At 72.1% G+C, this 17,060-nt stretch carries 12 protein-coding genes; 9 read left to right on the forward strand and 3 right to left on the reverse strand.

The window, feature by feature from the left end:
* Positions 1-50: 50 nt before the first annotated feature.
* The gene (locus OG737_RS18280; RefSeq protein ID WP_328927192.1) at positions 51-959 is read left to right on the forward strand and encodes a LysR family transcriptional regulator; all 909 of its coding nucleotides are present in this window, start codon (positions 51-53) and stop codon (positions 957-959) included.
* Between the two features lie 132 nt (positions 960-1,091).
* Here the strand turns inward: OG737_RS18280 and OG737_RS18285 are convergent, their stop codons facing one another.
* Positions 1,092-1,418, reverse strand: coding sequence for a WhiB family transcriptional regulator (locus OG737_RS18285; RefSeq protein ID WP_053786417.1), 327 nt, complete (start codon positions 1,416-1,418; stop codon positions 1,092-1,094).
* A gap of 379 nt (positions 1,419-1,797) precedes the next feature.
* Between OG737_RS18285 and OG737_RS18290 the strand changes: the two genes are divergently transcribed.
* From OG737_RS18290 to OG737_RS18305, 4 genes are all read left to right on the forward strand, one after another.
* A complete protein-coding gene (locus tag OG737_RS18290; protein ID WP_003948568.1) occupies positions 1,798-2,409 on the forward strand; it encodes a response regulator transcription factor in 612 nt (203 codons plus the stop codon).
* A gap of 278 nt (positions 2,410-2,687) precedes the next feature.
* Positions 2,688-3,317 (forward strand): sigma-70 family RNA polymerase sigma factor, encoded by a 630-nt coding sequence (locus OG737_RS18295; protein ID WP_328927193.1) that lies wholly within the window; start codon positions 2,688-2,690, stop codon positions 3,315-3,317.
* 126 nt (positions 3,318-3,443) lie between these two features.
* Complete coding sequence (guaB, locus tag OG737_RS18300) at positions 3,444-4,943, forward strand: IMP dehydrogenase (RefSeq protein WP_328927194.1); 1,500 nt, start codon at positions 3,444-3,446, stop codon at positions 4,941-4,943.
* Positions 4,944-5,087: 144 nt separating this feature from the next.
* On the forward strand, positions 5,088-6,212 hold the full coding sequence (locus tag OG737_RS18305) for a GuaB3 family IMP dehydrogenase-related protein (protein WP_328927195.1): 1,125 nt from the start codon (positions 5,088-5,090) through the stop codon (positions 6,210-6,212).
* Between the two features lie 81 nt (positions 6,213-6,293).
* Here OG737_RS18305 and OG737_RS18310 read toward each other — a convergent pair whose 3' ends face one another.
* Both OG737_RS18310 and OG737_RS18315 read right to left on the reverse strand, forming a co-directional pair.
* Positions 6,294-6,770: a hypothetical protein gene (locus OG737_RS18310; protein WP_328927196.1), complete on the reverse strand. Its 477-nt coding sequence runs from the start codon at positions 6,768-6,770 to the stop codon at positions 6,294-6,296.
* A 119-nt stretch (positions 6,771-6,889) separates the two neighbouring features.
* A complete protein-coding gene (locus OG737_RS18315) occupies positions 6,890-8,119 on the reverse strand; it encodes a nucleotide sugar dehydrogenase (RefSeq protein ID WP_328927197.1) in 1,230 nt (409 codons plus the stop codon).
* Positions 8,120-8,373: 254 nt separating this feature from the next.
* Here OG737_RS18315 and OG737_RS18320 point away from each other — a divergent pair, with 254 nt between their 5' ends.
* The 4 genes from OG737_RS18320 (at position 8,374) to OG737_RS18335 (ending at position 16,976) form a co-directional block, all read left to right on the forward strand.
* A complete protein-coding gene (locus OG737_RS18320) occupies positions 8,374-10,080 on the forward strand; it encodes a glycerol-3-phosphate dehydrogenase/oxidase (RefSeq protein ID WP_328927198.1) in 1,707 nt (568 codons plus the stop codon).
* A 149-nt stretch (positions 10,081-10,229) separates the two neighbouring features.
* Positions 10,230-12,578, forward strand: a complete 2,349-nt coding sequence (locus OG737_RS18325; RefSeq protein ID WP_405921760.1) for a protein kinase domain-containing protein — start codon at positions 10,230-10,232, stop codon at positions 12,576-12,578.
* A 79-nt stretch (positions 12,579-12,657) separates the two neighbouring features.
* Positions 12,658-15,153, forward strand: coding sequence for a protein kinase (locus tag OG737_RS18330; RefSeq protein ID WP_328927200.1), 2,496 nt, complete (start codon positions 12,658-12,660; stop codon positions 15,151-15,153).
* Positions 15,154-15,278: 125 nt separating this feature from the next.
* Positions 15,279-16,976, forward strand: coding sequence for a serine/threonine-protein kinase (locus OG737_RS18335; RefSeq protein WP_328927201.1), 1,698 nt, complete (start codon positions 15,279-15,281; stop codon positions 16,974-16,976).
* The last annotated feature ends 84 nt before the right edge of the window (positions 16,977-17,060 follow it).

The raw sequence follows: 17,060 nt of genomic DNA on the forward strand, positions 1-17,060 counted from the left end.
GGGCGCGACGTTATTCACGCGACGGTCAAAGAAGGGCTTATGCTCAAAAGGTGATCGAGGCACGTCATCTCCGGGTTCTGCGCGCCGTCGCCGGGACCGGGTCCTTCTCCGCCGCCGCCCGCGAGCTCGGCTGCACCCAGCCCGCCGTCTCCCAGCAGATGAAGGCGCTGGAGCAGTCGGCCGGCACCCCGCTGCTCATCCGCACCGGCCGCGAGATGCGGCTGACCCAGGCCGGCGAGGCCCTGGTCCGGCATGCCGCGGGGATCCTGGCCGGGCTGACCGCCGCCGAGGAGGAGGTCGCGGCCATCTCCGGGCTGCGCGCGGGCCGGGTCCGGCTGGTGTCCTTCCCCAGCGGCAGCTCCACGCTGGTGCCGACCGCGCTCGCCGCGATGCGCGCCGAGCACCCGGGCACCCGGATCTCCCTGGTCGAGGCCGAGCCGCCGCGCTCGGTGGAGATGCTGCGCGAGGGCGACTGCGACCTGGCGCTGGCCTTCCGGTACGGCGGGGACGGTGACGGGCGGGGCTCCACGGCGGAGTGGGAGGACCTCGTGGTGCGCCCGCTGCTGACCGACCGGCTCGTCGGACTGGTCCCCGAGGGGCACCGGCTGGCCGGGTCGGAGCGCGTGGGCATGGCGGACCTGGCCGACGAGCCCTGGATCGCGGGCTGTCCGCGCTGCCGCCGCCATCTGGTGGAGGTGTGCGAGAGCGCGGGCTTCACCCCGCGGATCGACTTCGCGACCGACGACTACCCGGCGGTGGTCGGCCTGGTCGGCGCCGGGCTGGGCGTCGCGGTGCTGCCGGAGCTCGCGGTGGAGTCCGTACGGGCCAAGGGCGTGAGCACGGTGGCCGTGGAGCCGGCCGTCGAGCGCGAGGTCGTGGCGCTGACCCTGCCCGACCTGGCCAGGGTCCCGGCGGTGGCCGCGACCCTGGCCGAGCTGGAGCGGGCCGCCACGCGCTGACCGCACCCGTGGCGTCGGGTACGGCCGGACGGGTGACGCCGCGCGCAGGACTGCGACACGCCCGGCGAGGGCGGCGGCCGGAAGGATTTCGCGGACGCTGCAGCAACGTTCCTTCGGACGTTTGTACTCGGATCAGTGCGGCGGGATCGGTCCGATCGTGCTGGACGCCGGGATCAGTCGATGCCGCGCGCGGCCCATCAGTTCCTCGCGCTCGTCCTCGGTGAGGCCTCCCCACACTCCGTAGGGCTCGCGGACGGCGAGTGCGTGCGCGGCGCATTCCGAACGAACCGGGCATCGCATGCAGACCTCTTTAGCCGAGGCCTCGCGCGCGCTCCTGGCCGCGCCCCGCTCACCTTCCGGGTGGAAGAAGAGGGAGCTGTCGACCCCGCGGCAGGCAGCAAGCAGCTGCCAGTCCCAGAGGTCGGCGTTCGGTCCGGGGAGCCGGGAGAAATCTGCCATTGGTAGTCCTCTTGGTGCCGGTACTGAGGCGGATACGGTCCATGTCTCCACACCTACTGTCCTAGTAGATGTAAATATGACTCACTGGGAATCTAGCCTCAGACATGTGCCAAACGGAAGGAAAGCCGCCAAATAGGGCATAGCTCCAGATGGAGGACGAGTGGCTCGTGGCTCCAGCGCCGTGATCGCTTCCTCACGTAGAGTGCTGAAGGTGTCCGTCCGACCCGTAACTCTTTCGAGTGACCATCGTTGAGAGTGCGAAGGCGGTTGAACCAATAAGTTCTCGGACAGGTGTCCGGGGGCATCGACCGCACAGGTGACGATACGTACCAGCCTGGAGGCTCAAGGTGACGCGCATCAGCAGCTGCGGAGGGCGGTCATGACATCCGTCCTCGTCTGCGACGACTCCCCGCTTGCCCGAGAGGCGCTCCGTCGCGCGGTTGCCACCGTGCCCGGCGTCGAGCGTGTGACGACGGCTGCCAACGGCGAGGAAGTCCTCCGCCGCTGGGGTGCCGACCGCTCCGACCTGATTCTGATGGATGTACGGATGCCCGGGCTCGGCGGTGTGGAGACGGTCCGCCGGCTGCTCTCGGCCGACCCCGGCGCCCGCATCATCATGCTGACGGTCGCCGAGGACCTGGACGGCGTGGCCCTCGCGGTCGCCGCCGGCGCCCGCGGATACCTGCACAAGGACGCCTCGCGCGCCGAACTGCGGGCCACGGTCACCCAGGCCCTCGCCGACCCGACCTGGCGACTGGCCCCGCGCCGGCTCCGCTCGGCCGAGATGGGCGCGGCGCCCACCCTCACCGCTCGCGAGATCCAAGTGCTGGAGGGCATGAGCCACGGCCGGTCCAACGCGGAGATCGGGCGCGAGCTCTTCCTCTCCGAGGACACGGTCAAGACGCACGCCCGCAGGCTGTTCAAGAAGCTCGGCGCCTCGGACCGGGCGCACGCCGTGGCGCTCGGCTTCCGCTGGGGCCTGGTCCGCTGACCCGCGGGTCACGGTCCGGTCCGTGTCCCGCCGTACCCGGTGCGCACTCGGGGATTGGCGGGGCACAATCCGGGGGACGTGTCGCTTCGTGCGCGATGCCGCATCCTTGAGGGTGTGCCGCATTCTTGGAGATGTGGAGTCCTCGTCCTTGGGGACCATTCGGCCGAGCGGGAGGGGAGGGCGCAATCATGAGTTCCGGCGCACCCGCTCATAACGCTTCGATGCACGAAACCGGCCGTGGTGCCACGGAAGCTCCGGCGTCAAGGCACCATGGATTGATGCGCGACGACGAGGCCCTGGGGTCACCCGCGGCCACCGGCCCCACTGGCGCCGCCAAAAGCGGTAGTGCCGGGGGTGTCAGCGCGCTCGTACGCCGAGCGGTGGAGGGCGACGAGCAGGCCACGCACGACCTGCTCGCGTTCGTTCACCCCCTCGCTATCCGCTATTGCCGCACCCGGCTCTCGCGGCTCCCGGGTGACGCTCGCCACTTCGTGGAGGACCTGGCGCAGGAAGTCTGCGTCGCCGTCCTGATGGCCCTGCCGCGCTACCGGGACACCGGGCGGCCCTTCGAGGCCTTCGTCTTCGCCATCGCCGCGCACAAGGTCGCCGACCTGCAGCGGGCCGCCATGCGGCACCCGGGCAGCACGGCCGTTCCCTCGGACGAGATGCCGGAGCGGCCCGACGACTCGCTGGGTCCCGAGGAGCGGGCGCTGCTCAGCAGTGACGCGGCCTGGGCCAAGAAGCTGCTGGCCAACCTTCCGGAGAACCAGCGGGAGCTCCTCGTACTGCGGGTGGCCGTCGGGCTGACCGCCGAGGAGACCGGGCAGATGCTCGGCATGTCCCCCGGGGCGGTGCGCGTCGCCCAGCACCGCGCGCTCAGTCGGCTCCGCGCGCTCGCCGAGCAGTAGGAATCCCGGCGAGGATCTCCGTAGGAAACTACAAATCTTCTGCTTGACCTTGGTCGTGGAATGAGACGCGTCGGGATCCCGTTAGCATGGACATCCGCGCTGAGCAAGACCATTTGGGAAGGTGTCATGACCGCCGACGGAGTGCCCGACAAATTCGCCACGCTCGGACTGACCTACGACGACGTGCTGCTGCTGCCGGGCGCGTCGGACATGTCGCCTGACGCGATCGACACCTCTTCCCTGATCTCCCGGAACGTACGCGTGAACGTTCCGCTGCTGTCCGCGGCGATGGACAAGGTCACCGAGGCCCGCATGGCCATCGCGATGGCCCGCCAGGGCGGCGTGGGCGTACTGCACCGCAACCTGTCGATCGCCGACCAGGCCAACCAGGTCGACCTCGTCAAGCGCTCCGAGTCCGGCATGGTCAGCGACCCGATCACGGTGCACCCGGACGCGACGCTGCGCGAGGCCGACGAGCTGTGCGCCAAGTTCCGCATCTCCGGTGTCCCGGTCACGGACCCGGCGGGCAAGCTGCTCGGCATCGTCACCAACCGCGACATGGCCTTCGAGTCGGACCGCAGCCGTCAGGTGCGCGAGGTCATGACCCCGATGCCGCTGGTCACGGGCAAGGTGGGCATCTCCGGCGTGGACGCCATGGAGCTGCTGCGCCGCCACAAGATCGAGAAGCTTCCGCTGGTCGACGACGCGGGCATCCTCAAGGGCCTCATCACGGTCAAGGACTTCGTCAAGGCCGAGAAGTACCCGAACGCCGCCAAGGACAAGGAAGGCCGGCTGCTCGTCGGCGCGGCCGTCGGCGTCGCCGGTGACGCGTACGACCGCGCCCAGGCCCTGATCGAGGCGGGCGCCGACTTCATCGTCGTCGACACCGCCCACGGCCACTCCCGCCTGGTCGGCGACATGGTCGCCAAGATCAAGTCGAACTCCGCCGTGGACGTCATCGGCGGCAACGTCGCCACCCGCGACGGTGCCCAGGCGCTGATCGACGCCGGCTGCGACGGCATCAAGGTCGGCGTCGGCCCCGGCTCCATCTGCACCACCCGCGTGGTCGCCGGCATCGGCGTCCCGCAGGTCACCGCCATCTACGAGGCCTCGCTGGCCGCCAAGGCCGCGGGCGTCCCGGTCATCGGCGACGGCGGCCTGCAGTACTCCGGCGACATCGCCAAGGCCCTGGTCGCGGGCGCCGACACGGTGATGCTCGGCTCGCTGCTCGCGGGCTGCGAGGAGTCCCCCGGCGAGCTGCTCTTCATCAACGGCAAGCAGTTCAAGTCGTACCGCGGCATGGGCTCGCTCGGCGCGATGCAGTCCCGTGGCGACCAGCGCTCCTTCTCCAAGGACCGCTACTTCCAGGAGGGCGTGGGCGGCGACGACAAGCTCATCCCCGAGGGCATCGAGGGCCAGGTTCCCTACCGCGGTCCGCTCGCCGCGGTCGTGCACCAGCTCGTCGGCGGCCTGCGCCAGTCGATGTTCTACGTCGGCGGCCGCACGGTCCCCGAGCTGCAGGACCGGGGCCGCTTCGTCCGGATCACCTCGGCGGGCCTCAAGGAGAGCCACCCGCACGACATCCAGATGACGGTGGAAGCGCCGAACTACAGCCGCAACGGCTGATCTGAGCGACCGCGTGAGGGGCGGGCCCGACGGGCCCGCCCCTTCGCCGTGCCCGTGCCCGCGTCCGTACAGCGGTCATGGGAACGCGACTCTCCGGCGTTCGGGGATACTGGACGGGCAGACCCAGAGGAAAGGCCACCACACGTGACTGAGATCGAGATCGGGCGCGGCAAGCGCGGCCGCAGGGCGTATGCGTTCGACGACATCGCCATCGTCCCGAGCCGGCGTACCCGGGACCCGAAGGAGGTCTCGATCGCCTGGCAGATCGACGCGTACCGCTTCGAGCTCCCCTTCCTGGCCGCCCCCATGGACTCGGTCGTCTCCCCGCAGACCGCGATCCGCATCGGCGAGCTCGGTGGCCTCGGCGTGCTGAACCTCGAAGGCCTGTGGACCCGCTACGAGGACCCGCAGCCACTGCTCGACGAGATCACGGAGCTGGACGAGGAGTCCGCCACCCGCCGTCTCCAGGAGATCTACTCCGCCCCGATCCAGGCGGACCTGATCCGGCAGCGCATCAAGGAGGTGCGCGACTCCGGAGTCGTCACCGCCGCCGCGCTCTCCCCGCAGCGCACCGCCGAGTTCTCCAAGGCCGTCGTGGACGCGGGCGTGGACATCTTCGTGATCCGCGGCACCACCGTGTCGGCGGAGCACGTCTCCGGCGCCGCCGAGCCGCTGAACCTGAAGCAGTTCATCTACGAGCTCGACGTCCCGGTCATCGTCGGCGGCTGCGCCACCTACACCGCGGCCCTGCACCTGATGCGCACCGGCGCCGCGGGTGTCCTGGTCGGCTTCGGCGGCGGCGCCGCGCACACCACGCGCAACGTGCTCGGCATCCAGGTCCCGATGGCGACCGCCGTCGCGGACGTGGCCGCGGCCCGCCGCGACTACATGGACGAGTCCGGCGGCCGGTACGTGCACGTCATCGCCGACGGCGGCGTGGGCTGGTCGGGCGACATCCCGAAGGCCGTCGCCTGCGGCGCGGACGCCGTGATGATGGGCTCCCCGCTGGCCCGTGCCACCGACGCGCCCGGCAAGGGCAACCACTGGGGCATGGAGGCCGTCCACGAGGACGTGCCGCGCGGCAAGAAGGTCGACCTGGGCACGGTCGGCACCACCGAGGAGATCCTCACCGGCCCGTCGCACTCCCCGGACGGTTCGATGAACATCTTCGGCGCGCTGCGCCGCTCGATGGCCACCACCGGCTACAGCGAGCTCAAGGAGTTCCAGCGGGTCGAGGTCACGGTCGCGGACTCGCAGCACAGCCGCTGACCGGCTCTTTGCCGTACGTACGCCGGAGGGCCGGCACCCCGTGTGGGGTGCCGGCCCTCCGGCGTCACGCGGTGCGCAGGGTCAGTCGCTGACCTTCTTGGCCGCGCCGAAGGCGGCGAAGCCGCCGATCCCGAGGAAGACGTAGGACATGAAGTCCGCGTTCTCCTTCCAGAGGTCGTTCAGGCCGCCGATGCCGACCTGGCTGAGGACGTCGCCGACGCCGATCTTGCCGTAGTCGGCCATCACGAGCGCGATGAAGAAGAGCTGGCCGAGGTAGACGGCGCCGATGGAGAGCACGGCGGAGATCACGGGCAGGACCGGGTTGCGGCCGCCGAGCTTGCCGGCGGCGAGGCCGACGAGCAGGCCGACGCCGATCGCGGCGTAGCCGACCTCGCGGTCGATGGCGTTCATGATGCCGCCGTACGCGGCCGCCGCGACGAGGGCCGCGACGACGGCCGCGACGATGCCGAGGCCGATGTTGCCGCTGCGGGCCGGGGCCGGGGCGGCGGGCGCCTCGGTGAAGGAGTCGGGCGCGGGCGGCTGGAAGTTCTGGCTCATGGTGATCCCCCCCAAGGGATGCGTGGGCACACGTGTCCGGGGGGACGTATGTGCGAGATAAGTGACGCCGCAGGCTAGCAGGCGGTCACGACATCCATGAGGGGGAATTTCCAAGGCGTTCAGAGCCGGTGGGCGGCCCCCGCCGGGCTGGCGCCCCGGGTGTCCAGGAGCAACTGGGCCTTGACCGCGAGGCCTTGCAGGTCATAGGTGCGGTGGTGCTGGAGCAGGATCGTCAGGTCCGCGTTGGCGGCGGCCTCGTACAACGATTCGGCACGGGGGACCGGCTGGTCCCGGACCCGCCAGCCCGCGATGTACGGGTCGTGGTAGCTGATGAGCGCCCCCAGGTCGAGCAGGCGGCTGGCGATCTCGCGGGCCGGGGAGCCCTCCTGGTCGGCGAGATCGGGCTTGTAGGTGACGCCCAGGAGGAGGACGCGGGCGCCGCGGGCGGATTTGCCGTGCTCGTTCAGCAGGGTGGCGGAGCGCTGGATGACGTACTGCGGCATCCGGTTGTTGATCTCCTGCGCCAGGCCGACCATGCGCAGGGGGTGGCCGGGGGTGCGGGTGGTGTGGGGGAGGTAGTTCGGGTCGAGCGGGACTCCGTGGCCGCCGACGCCCGGGCCGGGACGGAAGGCCTGGAAGCCGTACGGCTTGGTCTCGGCGCAGCGGATGACGTCCCACAGGTCCACGCCGAGGTCGTGGCAGAGGACCGCCATCTCGTTCATGAGCGCGATGTTGACGTGCCGGTAGTTCGTCTCCAGGAGCTGTACGGTCTCGGCCTCGCGCAGGCCGCGGGCGCGGACGACCTTCTCGGTGAGGCGGGCGTAGAAGGCGTGCGCGGACTCGGTGCAGGCGGGGGTGAGGCCGCCGATCACCTTGGGGGTGTTGGAGACGCCGTGCGTGCGGTTGCCCGGGTCGAGGCGGCTGGGGGAGTAGGCCAGGTGGAAGTCGCGGCCTGCCCGGAGCCCGGAGCCCTCTTCGAGGACGGGGCGGAGGTAGTCCTCGGTGACGCCCGGGTGGACGGCGGATTCGAGGATCACGGTGGTGTGGGGGCGTAGCCGGGCGGCGAGCGCGCGGCCGGCCTCGCCCACGGCGGACAGGTCCAGCGCGCGGTCGGCGCCGAGCTGGGTGGGCGCGCAGATGACGGCGGTGCGGACCCGGCCGAGCTCGGCGGGGTTGGTGGTGACCCGGAAGCCGGCCGCCGACATGCGGCGGATCTCGGCGGCGGTGAGGGTGGAGTCCGTGACCGGACCGCTGTCGTAGCCGACCGTCTCGATCCCGGCGGCGACTGCCGCCTGGGCGAGTGGGAGGCCGAGATGGCCGAGTCCGATGACGGCGAGGTCTGCGGGCATGGGGGTGCCGTCCCTTCCCTGACATGAGGGGGATGCGCGCGCAAGTCCTGTGGACAGGAGGAGCCCGGGAGCTGGCGCAATGTCAGACTAGGCGTATATATGAAAGATATGTCGCATTCTGGGGTAGTGGTCGCCGTTGTGTTGTCCACAGGCGGTGGCTGATGTGGGTGCGGGCGGTCAGAATCAGGAAACGGGGCATGTGAGCGGGATCACCCGCACGACGCGGGGAACACCCGCACCAACGGGAGGCAGCCGTGAGGACAGCGACACTGGGACCGGTGCAGCGTGCCGAGGCGCTCGCCCGGATGGCCGAGCGGGAGCTGGACGTTCTGGTTGTGGGCGCGGGGGTGGTCGGCGCCGGTACCGCGCTCGACGCGGCGACCAGAGGTTTGTCGACCGGGCTGGTGGAAGCGCGTGACTGGGCATCCGGCACGTCGAGCAGGTCGAGCAAGCTCATCCACGGCGGCCTGCGGTACCTGGAGATGCTCGACTTCGCCCTCGTCCGGGAGGCGCTGAAGGAGCGAGGCCTGCTGCTGGAGCGCCTCGCGCCGCACCTGGTGAAGCCCGTGCCTTTCCTCTACCCCTTGCAGTACAAGGGCTGGGAGCGGCTGTATGCGGGCTCGGGCGTCGCGCTGTACGACGCCATGTCGGTCTCCAGCGGACACGGGCGCGGGCTGCCGGTGCACCGGCACCTGTCGCGCAAGCGCGCGCTGCGGGTGGCGCCGGCGCTGCGCAAGGACGCACTGGTGGGGGCCCTGCAGTACTACGACGCCCAGATGGACGACGCGCGGTACGTGGCCACGCTGGTGCGGACGGCCGCGGCGTACGGGGCGCACTGCGCCAACCGGGCGAGGGTGATCGGCTTCCTGCGCGAGGGCGAACGGGTGGTCGGGGCGCGGGTGCGGGATGTCGAGGGCGGCGGGGAGTACGAGATCCGCGCGAAGCAGATCGTGAACGCGACCGGGGTGTGGACGGACGACACCCAGGCGCTGATCGGGGAGCGCGGGCAGTTCCACGTACGGGCGTCGAAGGGCATCCACCTGGTCGTGCCGAAGGACCGGATCCATTCGAGCACCGGGCTGATCCTGCGGACCGAGAAGTCGGTGCTGTTCGTCATCCCCTGGGGACGGCACTGGATCATCGGGACCACGGACACCGACTGGGACCTGGACAAGGCGCACCCGGCGGCGTCGAGCGCGGACATCGACTACCTGCTGGAGCACGTGAACTCGGTGCTGGCGGTGCCGCTGACGCGTGACGACGTGCAGGGTGTGTACGCGGGCCTGCGGCCGCTGCTGGCCGGGGAGTCGGACGCGACGAGCAAGCTGTCGCGCGAACACACGGTGGCGCACCCGGTGCCGGGGCTGGTGGTGGTCGCGGGCGGCAAGTACACGACGTACCGGGTCATGGCCAAGGACGCGGTCGACGAGGCGGTGCACGGGCTGGACCAGCGGGTCGCGGAATGCGTGACGGAGGACGTGCCGCTGGTCGGCGCGGAGGGGTACCGGGCGCTGTGGAACGCGCGGGCGAGGACCGCCGCCCGGACGGGCCTTCACGTGGTGCGGGTGGAGCACCTGTTGAACCGGTTCGGGTCGCTGACGGAGGAACTGCTGGACCTGATCGCCGCCGACCCGGGGCTGGGGGAGCCGGTGACCGGGGCGGAGGACTATCTGCGCGCCGAGATCGTGTACGCGGCCTCGCACGAAGGGGCGCGGCACCTGGACGACGTACTGACGCGGCGGACACGGATCTCGATCGAGACCTTCGACCGGGGGACGCGGTCGGCGCGGGAGTGCGCGGAGTTGATGGCCCCGGTCCTGGGGTGGGATAAGCAGCAGATCGAGAAGGAAGTGGAGCACTACGAGAAGCGGGTCCAGGCGGAGCGGGAATCGCAGCGCCAGCCGGACGACCAGACGGCGGACGCGGCGCGGCTGGGGGCGCCCGACATCGTTCCGTTGTAAGTCCGGGATGCGGAAAGGGGAACCGCGGACCCGGGGCGCCCGTCCGTTGCGGAGTGAGGAACAATGAGGTTTCTGCCGGGGCGGGTTACCGCGGACCCCGGCAGCTGCCGGGGCCGCCGGAGCGGGCGGCACGATCGCAGAGGGGACGCATGTCGAAGCCGGAGCACGGGACGCCTGCGGCGAAGCCCGAGGATGAGGGAGCTGCGGCTCCGGCTGCGCCGGCCGAGGCCGCGCCTGCTGGGGGTGCGAAGCCCGCGGCTGCGAAGCCGGGGCTGACGAAGGCCAAGGCCGAGGAGGGGAAGCCCGTGGCCAAGGCCGGGGCCGATGCCGTGGCCGAGGACGCGAAGGCCGTGGCCAAGGCCGAAGACGCCAAGGACGCGCCTGGGCCTGGGGCGAAGCCCGAGGCGGCCAAGGCCGACCTGGCGAAGCCCAGGGCCGAGGCGGCCAAGGCCGACCTGGCGAAGCCCGTCAATTCCGTGGTGGAGAAGGCCGATGCCGTGGCCGCCGAGGTCAAGGCCAGGGCCGAGGCCGCCAAGTCGGCCGGGAACGGCGAGGACAAGGGCCGGCTGCTCGCGGGCCGCTACCGGCTGGGTGCCGTGCTCGGCAAGGGCGGCATGGGTACCGTCTGGCGCGCCGAGGACGAGACCCTCGGCCGGATCGTCGCCGTCAAGGAACTCCGCTTCGGCACCGGGGTCGACGAGGACGAGAAGCGCCGTCTGATCACCCGTACCCTCCGCGAGGCCAAGGCCATCGCCCGGATCCGGAGCGGGGGCGCGGTCACCGTCTTCGACGTCGTCGACGAAGACGGCCGCCCCTGGATCGTCATGGAGCTCATCGAGGGCCCCTCGCTCGCCGAGTTCATCCGGGAGAACGGTCCCCTCACCCCGCACCGCGCCGCCGAGGTCGGCCTTGCGGTGCTCGACGTCCTGCGCGCCGCGCACGGCCAGGGCATCCTGCACCGGGACGTCAAACCGTCCAACGTGCTCATCGCCGCCACCGGCCGCGTCGTCCTCACCGACTTCGGCATCGCGCAGGTCGAGGGCGACCCCTCCGTCACCTCCACCGGCATGCTCGTCGGCGCGCCCTCGTACATCTCCCCGGAGCGCGCCCGCGGTTACAAGCCCGGTCCGCCCGCCGACATGTGGTCGCTCGGCGGTCTGCTGTACGCCGCCGTCGAGGGCGTGCCCCCGTACGACAAGGGCTCCGCCCTCGCCACCCTCACCGCCGTGATGACCGAGCCGGTGGAGCCGCCCAAGAACGCGGGCCCGCTCACCGAGGTCATCTACGGCCTGCTCGCCAAGGACCCGGCCCAGCGGCTCGACGACGTCCGGGCGCGGGCGATGCTCACCGCCGTCGTCAACGCGCCCGAGCCCGCACCGGCCCCCGTTGCGGCCCCGGCCGCCGAGGAGACCCGGCAGATATCGCTCGCGGACGCCAAGGCGGCCGCGGAGCAGGCGGCCGCGGACAAGGCCGCCGAGAAGGCGGCGAAGAAGGAACGCGAGCGGCGGGAGCGCGAGCAGCGCGAACGCGCCCGCGCCGCGCTGAAGGCGGCCCGCAAGGCGGCGGCGGTGGCCACCGCCACCACGGCCGCCTCGGCCGCGGAGGCACCCGCGTCCGAACCCAAGCCCAAGCCCACGGCAAAGACCTCCCCGGTGGCGGCCCCGCTCACCGACGTCATGCCGCGCCGCACCATCGTGCTCGCGATAGCCGCCGTCGTGGTCGTACTCGCGGCCGTCGGCTCGCTCATCGTCTACGCCTTCAACGGCGACGACACCGACGGCCGCAAGGATGAGGGCAAGGGCGGCAAGACCAACCCGTCCGCGTCCGCCGCCCAGTCCCCGGGCACCGCCCCGCAGTCCTCGCCGCAGACTTCGGCGAAGCCCGGCGAGCAGGGCGGGACCAATGGCAATGCCACCCCGGGCGCCCAGACCCAGGGCCAGACCCAGGGCCAGACCCAGGGCCAGACCCAGGGCCAGGGCCAGCAGACCCCGGCCGCCGGCCAGGGCCAGGGCACCACGTCCGGCGGAGCGGGCGGCGGAATCCCGGCGGGTTACGCCCTCCAGCAGGACTTCGGGTTCCACTTCTCGATGGTGATGCCCGAGGGCTTCAAGCAGACGGGCATAGCGGGGGAGAACTCCGGCGCCATATACAGCCGTGACGGCGGATTCCCGCGCATCCAGGTCGACCACACCGCCAGTCCCGGTGACGACGCCCGCGCTGCCTGGGCCGATTCGGTCAAGCCGACGGCGAGCAGCAGTCAGAACTACCGGCACATCAGGATCGACACGGTGCAGTACAGGGGCTACCCGACTGTCGCGGACTGGGAGTTCGAGCGGGACCAGAAGGGGATCAGGGTCCGCGTGCTCAACCGCGGCTTCAAGGTCGACGCCAAGAACGGCTACGCGATCATGATCAGCTGCGCCGCCGACCAGTGGGACGGCGCCGAGTGCACGCAGATGCGCAACGTCGCCTTCGAGACCTTCAAGCCGCTCGGCTGACCTCGGGACGCGGGCGGCCCCGGCGACGTATCGTGGCGGTGGGGCCGCGGGGGACCCCACCGCACTCGGGGGAGGCGATGTGGAGGAGTACGCGGGCCGGATCCTGGCTCACCGCTACCGTCTGCCGCTCCCGCCGTCGGACGAGTACGAACTGGTGGAGACCCGGGCCTTCGACACCCGCAGCGGGCAGGAAGTCCTGGTGCGGCAGGTGCCGTTGCCGGAGGTCGTGGACGCCGAGCTGCTGGACGGGCAGCGGGCCGTCCCGGCGGCGGGGCGCCGCGCTCCGGGCGACCTGCCGGCCGTGCGGCGCGCGATCGAGGCGGCGCAGGCCGCGGCCTCCATCCCCGACCATCCCCGGCTGGACCAGGTCTTCGACGTGTTCGCCGAGGACGGGTCGCTGTGGATAGTGAGCGAACTGGTCCCGGCCAGGCCGCTGGCGGCGCTGATAGCCGATGAACCGCTGAGCCCCTACCGGGCGGCGGAAGTGGCCTCGGACGTGCTGACCGCGCTGCGGGTGCTGCACGCGCACGGCTGGACCCACCGGAACATCACCGTGCGGACCGTGCTCGTCTGCGACGACGGCCGGGTCGTGCTGACCGGCCTCGCGGCCGGTGCGGCGGAGGAGGCCCTCTGCGGGTACGACCCCGTCCCGGGCACCGCCGAAGGCGAGGCCTCCGGCGGCGGCGCGGGGTGGGGCGGCCCGCGCACCCCGGCGGCTCGGGAGACCGGGCCGGGTGAAGGACTCGACCGCGGGACCGTCGCGGAGACGGGGGCCGTCGGCCCCGGCAACCCGGGGCGGGACCGTCCGGGCGCTTCGGCAGACTACGGGCCCGGCCACGGGCCCGGGCCCGACGCCGGATACGCGCCGCTGGTGGCCCCGGGGTACGACACCGGGCCGCGGTACACCGATCACATCACCCCCGTACGCCCCCAGGAGCAGCCCGACCTCAACGCCGCCGCGCGCGCCGGGGCCATCGCCGCGTACCGGGCCGGGGCGCGGGCGGCCGCCGCCAAGGTCGGCGAGCAGCGCAGGACCGAGCCCGTGGTCGTGCCGGAGCCGAGGCCGCAGGGGTCGACCCTCCCACAGGGATACTCGTACCCGTACGGCGGCCCGGAGACCGGCGCCGCCGCCTGGCATGGGGCCACCCCCCGCCGCCCGGCCCTCTCCCCGCCCGACCGTGAGCCCGACCAGGAGCCGGAGCCGGAGCCCGTACCCGCCCTGGAGCCCGCGCCCGCCCTGGAGCCCGCGCCGGAGCCGGAGCCCGGGCCGCAGCCGCCCGTGCTCCCCGCCCAGCTCGCGCTCCCGCAGGGCTACCGCCAGGCCGACACCGCACCGGCGCGACCGCAGCCGCAGGCGGGCCCCGGACCGGGCTCCGGTTCCGGCTGGGCCGGGCCCCGGAGCGGGCTGGACGCCGAGCGCGCGCGCCAGACGCGGATGGCCGTCGTCGGAGCCGTCACCGAGCGGTGGGCCCCCGAGCAGGCCGGTCCCGTGCACGGGCACTGGCAGCTGGCGCCCCCCATCGGGCCCGCCACCGACCTCTGGGCGCTCGGCGCGCTGCTGTACCGCGCGGTCCAGGGCCACGCCCCGTACCCCGAGGAAAGCGTCGCCGAGCTCGTCGAGATGGTCTGCGCCGAGCCGCCCGCCTTCGCGGAGGAGTGCGGCGCGCTCCGCCCGGTCGTGGAGTCGCTGCTGCGTCAGGACCCGGAAGAGCGGCCCGATTTCGAGGAGCTGCGCGGCTGGCTGCGCTCGCTCGTACGCTCCGCACCCGAACCCGAGGCCGGCTTCGCCGTGCTCCCGATGCCGGAGCCGGATCCCGCGCGGCTGCCCGTCGTACGCCGCCGCGGCGAACTCCACGGGCGCCACCGCAATCCCACGGCCACCCGCAAGTCCCGCTCCCTGGGCCGGACCCTGCTCGTCGGCATCCTGGTCCTGCTCGCCGGGGCCGTGGCGTACGCGATGCTGTTCATGCCCCGGTCCGCCGAGCCGGGGGAACAGGGCAGCAGCGGGCAGGCAACGCCGAAGCAGAGCCCGTCCCAGGTGCCCACCGGCACTCCCGAGTCCAAGCCCGCGCCCCAGACCACCACGCCGCCCGCGACCGCTCCGACGGCAGCGCCGGCCCCCGCCCCGGCCGGCTACACCACCCAGCAGGACCCGGAGCACTTCGAGATCGCGGTCCCCGACGGCTGGGAGCGCCGCGGCATCAACGAGGCCGGCCAGGTGCGCTACACCGGGGGGCAGTTCACCCTGACCGTCGTCCCCGGCCGGGACAAGGTCGAGGGGAACCCGGACCCGGCGGCGTACCAGAAGGACAAGCAGCAGGAGCTGGCCCCGTACCGGAGCTCCACCTGGGCCACCGTCGGCGACGTCAAGACCACCAAGGTCGGGCAGCAACTGCGTGCCACGGGCCGCTACACGTGGATCGACGGCACCGGCCGCAACGTCTTCGCCCGCAATTTCGTCGTCGCGCTCGGCGGCAGCTACCACGTCGTGATGGTGACGGGCCCGGAGGACGAACAGAGCAAGGTCACCGAAGTTTTCGAGAAGGCCACGGCGAGTTACAAGTCGGGGGGTTGAGGGGAGCCTGACGGGCGGTCAGTACGGCGATTGCGTCACAGTGCCGCCTTTCCGCGGCCGGGCGGTTCCGACAGCCCCCATGGGCTCCGTAATCTGGCCTGAAGTGCAGAGAGCGGCGGGGTTTCGTGGAACAGCAGACAGGTGGGGGCGCCGTGCTGGCGGGCCGGTATCGGCTCGTCGAGCCGATCGGCCGCGGCGGCATGGGCAAGGTGTGGCGCGCGCATGACGAGTTGCTCCACAGGACCGTCGCCGTCAAGGAACTGACGGCTGGTCTGTACGTGGCCCAGGCCGACCGGGACGTCATGCACGCCCGGACGCAGAAGGAGGCCCGGGCCGCGGCCCGGATCCAGCATCCGGCGGTCGTCACCGTCCACGACGTGCTGGAGCACGACGACCGGCCGTGGATCGTCATGGAGTACATCGACGGACCCTCGCTCGCGGACGCGGCCAAGGCGGCCGGGCGGATCGAGCCCCGCGAGGCGGCCAGGATCGGGCTCCACGTGCTGGGCGCGCTGCGCGCCGCGCACGCGGTGGGCGTACTCCACCGGGACGTGAAGCCGGGCAACGTGCTGCTCGCCAAGGACGGCCGGGTGCTGCTCACGGACTTCGGTATCGCCGCGATCGAGGGCGACTCGTCCATCACGCGCACCGGCGAGATCGTCGGCTCCATCGACTACCTGGCCCCCGAGCGGGTCACCGGCGCGACCCCCGGCACGGCCTCCGACCTGTGGTCGCTGGGCGCCACCCTGTACACGGCCGTGGAGGCGCGCTCGCCGTTCCGTCGCACCTCGCCGATCTCCAGCCTCCAGGCCGTGGTGAACGACGAACCGCCGGCGCTGCGCCAGGCCGGTGCGCTGGGGCCGGTCATCACCGCCCTGCTGCGCAAGGATCCGGCGGAGCGGCCGACGGCCGAGGAAGCCGAGCGGATGCTGATCGAGGCGATGGAGGGCCGGGCGCCGAAGGCCGCCCAGGCGTACGTGCCGACGCGCGCGGTGACGTCGCAGGAACTCGCTCCGGCCCAGGAGCAGCAGCAGGAGGCGGCCCCGACGGGGGACGTCGCGCAGACGGCCGCGCTGCCGGAACCGTCGGCGACCTCGACCTCGACCTCGACCTCGACCTCCACCTCCACCTCGACCGCGACGGCGACCGAGGCCGGGGCGGTGTCCGCCCCCGCCCGCCCGGCCCCGGGCCGGCTCAAGCGTGCCGCGGCGGTCGCCCTGGTGGCGGCGCTGCTCGGCGGCGGCGGTGTCTTCGGCGTGCTCAAGTTCACCGATGACTCGAACAAGGGCGGCGGCTCGGACAAGAACGCGAGCGCCCCCGACCAGCAGGGCGATGACGACTCCACGCCGGACGAGGCCGATGCCGTGCCGGCCGGATGGACCGAGGTCACCGACCCGACCGGCTTCACCCTCTTCGTCCCGGAGGGCTGGAAGCGTCAGATGGACGGCAACCAGATCGACTACACCCCGGACAACGGAAAGCACTTCATCCGGATCGCCACCGACTCCACCCCGGACTATGCGACCCCGCACGAGCACCTGGTCGACCTGGAGAAGCAGGTGGCGAAGCGGACTGACTACAAGAAGCAGCGGCTGAACCAGAACACCTTCCGCGACACCGTCCGGGCCGCGCTGTGGGAGTTCAGCTGGACCGAGAAGGGGACGCAGGCGGGACCGCGCCGGGCCATCGAGCAGATGTACATCGCCCCGGACGGCACCGAGTACGCGATCTACATGTCGAGCCCCGCCGCCGACTGGGACACGACCCGCCAGCAGTTCGACATCGTGCTCAGCGGCTGGGCACCGCCCGCCGCGAAGCCGTAGAACCGCGGATTCCGCCAATCCTGCCAGCGATCACTGGCGGAAATGGCAAAATCCGGTTACCCACGGGTACCCAAAGGCCCCCGG

It is taken from the genome of Streptomyces sp. NBC_00122, assembly GCF_045160845.1.
Lineage (GTDB): Bacteria > Actinomycetota > Actinomycetes > Streptomycetales > Streptomycetaceae > Streptomyces.

Excerpts from the sequence above, each read along its gene's own strand:
- OG737_RS18285 (WP_053786417.1), bottom strand. The coding sequence starts at position 1,418 with ATGGCAGATTTCTCCCGGCTCCCCGGACCGAACGCCGACCTCTGGGAC.
- OG737_RS18290 (WP_003948568.1), top strand. The coding sequence starts at position 1,798 with ATGACATCCGTCCTCGTCTGCGACGACTCCCCGCTTGCCCGAGAGGCG.
- OG737_RS18295 (WP_328927193.1), top strand. The coding sequence starts at position 2,688 with ATGCGCGACGACGAGGCCCTGGGGTCACCCGCGGCCACCGGCCCCACT.
- guaB (WP_328927194.1), top strand. The coding sequence starts at position 3,444 with ATGACCGCCGACGGAGTGCCCGACAAATTCGCCACGCTCGGACTGACC.
- OG737_RS18310 (WP_328927196.1), bottom strand. The coding sequence starts at position 6,770 with ATGAGCCAGAACTTCCAGCCGCCCGCGCCCGACTCCTTCACCGAGGCG.
- OG737_RS18315 (WP_328927197.1), bottom strand. The coding sequence starts at position 8,119 with ATGCCCGCAGACCTCGCCGTCATCGGACTCGGCCATCTCGGCCTCCCA.
- OG737_RS18325 (WP_405921760.1), top strand. The coding sequence starts at position 10,230 with ATGTCGAAGCCGGAGCACGGGACGCCTGCGGCGAAGCCCGAGGATGAG.